The organism is Streptomyces sp. NRRL WC-3618 (genome assembly GCF_001280005.1).
Taxonomy (GTDB): domain Bacteria; phylum Actinomycetota; class Actinomycetes; order Streptomycetales; family Streptomycetaceae; genus Streptomyces.
The window spans coordinates 1-2,773 of sequence record NZ_LGDW01000195.1; the positions used below are offsets into that span (position 1 = coordinate 1).

At 72.3% G+C, this 2,773-nt stretch carries 1 protein-coding gene and 1 pseudogene; both read right to left on the reverse strand.

Going from position 1 to position 2,773, the window contains the following annotated elements:
- A pseudogene (locus ADL01_RS42225) lies at nucleotides 1–1,793 on the reverse strand (type I polyketide synthase); the annotation flags it as partial.
- Nucleotides 1,794–1,885: 92 nt separating this feature from the next.
- Nucleotides 1,886–2,773 (reverse strand): acyl carrier protein (locus ADL01_RS19090; protein ID WP_234354714.1); only part of this gene is annotated, 888 nt, incomplete at its 5' end.

The window sequence follows — 2,773 nt, forward strand, 5'->3', positions numbered from 1 at the left end:
GTCCTTGAGCGGGCGTGCCAGGAGGCCGTCCAAGTGGGCGCACACCTCGTCCAGCGCGGTGGCGAAGACGGGAAAGGCCTCGTACAACTCCCTTCCCATGCCGATACGTTGACTGCCCTGGCCGGTGAAGACGACCCCGAGGCGGCCCTCGGCGACCGCGCCCGAGACGACTCCGGGCCGGTCCGACGCCAGCGCCTCGAGGCCGGTCAGGAACTCTTCCCGGTCCCGGCCGAAGACGACCGCGCGGTGCTCGTGCAACGCGCGGGCCGACAGCAGGGTCCAGCCCGTGTCGACGTAGTCGAGGCCGTCGGCCCCCGCCACGTGCTCCCGCAGCTTCCCGGCCTGCGCGCGCAGCGCCTCGGCGCTGCGGGCCGACACCAACCAGGGAAGCGTGCTGGACAGAACGTCCGTTTTAGCGGCAGCAGTTGTTTCCGCCACCGGCACCTGCTCCACGATCACGTGGGCGTTCGTGCCGCTGACACCGAACGACGACACACCGGCGCGACGCGGCATGCCCTCCTCGCGCTCGGACCATTCGCGCGCCTCGGTCAGCAGTTCGACGGCGCCGGCGGACCAGTCGACGTGCGTGCTCGGCTCGTCGACGTGCAGCGTCTGCGGCAGGACGCCTTCCCGCATCGCCATGACCATCTTCATGACGCCCGCGACACCGGCGGCGGCCTGCGTGTGGCCGAGGTTGGACTTGATGGAGCCCAGCCACAGCGGCCGGTCCTCGGGCCGGTCCTGGCCGTAGGTGGCGATGAGGGCCTGGGCCTCGATGGGGTCGCCGAGGGTTGTGCCCGTGCCGTGGCCCTCCACGGCGTCGATCTGCTCGGGGGCCAGGTGTGCGTTGGCGAGGGCCTGAAGGATGACGCGCTGCTGGGACGGGCCGTTGGGCGCGGTGAGGCCGTTGCTGGCGCCGTCCTGGTTGACGGCGGAGCCGCGTACGACCGCGAGGACCTCGTGGCCGTTGCGGCGGGCGTCGGACAGGCGCTCCAGGAGCAGCCCGCCTCCGCGTACGGCTTGCAGCGGCCGTCGGAGGCCAGGCCGCGCTGCTTGCTGAAGTCGACGAAGGTGCCCGGCGTGAACATCACGGTCACGCCGCCCGCGAGCGCGAGCGAGCACTCGCCCTTCCGCAGCGCCTGCACGGCCAGGTGCAGGGCGACCAGCGAGGAGGAGCAGGCCGTGTCGATGGTGACGGCGGGGCCTTCGAGGCCGAAGGTGTAGGCGACGCGGCCGGAAACGATGCTGCTGGAGGCGCCGGTGCCGAGGTAGCCCTCGACGTCCTCCGGCACCGAGTGCAGCCGGGAGGCGTAGTCGTGGTACATGACGCCCGCGAAGACGCCGGTGGCGCTACCACGCAACGAGGCCGGGTCGATGCCCGCACGCTCGAACAGCTCCCAGGAGGTCTCCAGGAGGAGCCGCTGCTGCGGGTCGGTGGCCAGCGCCTCGCGGGGCGAGATGCCGAAGAACGGGGCGTCGAACCGGTCGGCCTCGTGCAGGAATCCGCCCACGCGGGCGTATGCGGTGTCGGCCTCGTCGGGGTCCGGGTCGGCGAGCGCGTCCGCGTCCCAGCCGCGATCGGTGGGGAACGGGGTGAGGGCGTCGGTGCCGTCGGCGACGAGCCGCCACAGCTCCTCCGGGGTGCGGACCCCGCCAGGGTAGCGGCAGCTCATCGACACGATGGCGATGGGCTCCTGGTCGCGCTCCTCCACCTCGCGCAGACGGCGACGAGCTTGACGCAAGTCGGATGTCGTCCGCTTGAGGTAGTCCCGAAGCTTCTCCTCGTTCGACATCTGGTCGTCAGCTCCTCGTGGTGTTGATAAAGGCCGCGCCTGCGGCACTGGTCGTGCGGTTCACTTCGGGCAGTTCAGGGAGTGCGGTCACGTCAGTCGAGTCCGAGTTCGTCGTCGAGCGCGTTAAAGAGGTCCTCGTCCGAGACCGAGTCCAGGTCCAGGTCGTCGTCCGACGGGCCGGTGCCGCCCGCTCCGTGGCCCTGCGGTGCGCTCCAGCGCGACAGCAGGGTCTGGAGCCGGATGGTGATCTTCGAGTGGGCGATGCTGTCGGTCTCCATCGCCAGCAACGACGACTCCAGGCGGTCGAGTTCGTCGAGCGCGGAGAGTCCGCCTCCGCCCGGTCCTTCGCCCAGCGGCAGGGCCGTGGCCAGGTGCGCGGCGAGGGCGGCCGGGTTCGGGTAGTCGAAGATCAGGGTGGCGGGCAGCCGCAGACCGGTGGCGCCGTTCACGGCGTTGCGCAGTTCGACGGCGGTGAGCGAGTCGAAGCCGAGCTCCCTGAAGGCGCGGTGGGCCTCCACGGCCGCCGCTGACTCGTAGCCGAGGACGGCCGCCACGTGGGTGCAGACCAGTTCGGTGAGCACCTTGTCGCGCTCCGCCGAGTCGAGGCCCGCGAGCTGTGCGAGCAGGGCCGCCTCGGACGACACTGCTGATGCCGCCGTGGCGGTACCGGCGGCGGAGCGCCGCAGCGGCCTGCGCACCAGGCCGCGCAGCAGTGCCGGGACCGCGTCGGTGTCCGTGCCCCCGGCACCCGCGCCGGCCCGCAGCGTCGCGGTGTCCAGGCGTACGGGGACGAGGGCCGCGGGCGCGTCGGGCGCCGTCAGGTTCGCGGCGGTGACTGCGGCGTCCAGGAGGGCCAGGCCCTCCTCCGTGGACAGGGCCGCGACGCCGCCGCGTGCCATGCGCTGGAGGTCGGTGTCCGCGAGGGCGCCGGTCATGTCGCTGTCCTGCGCGGCCCACAGGCCCCAGGCCAGCGAGGTCGC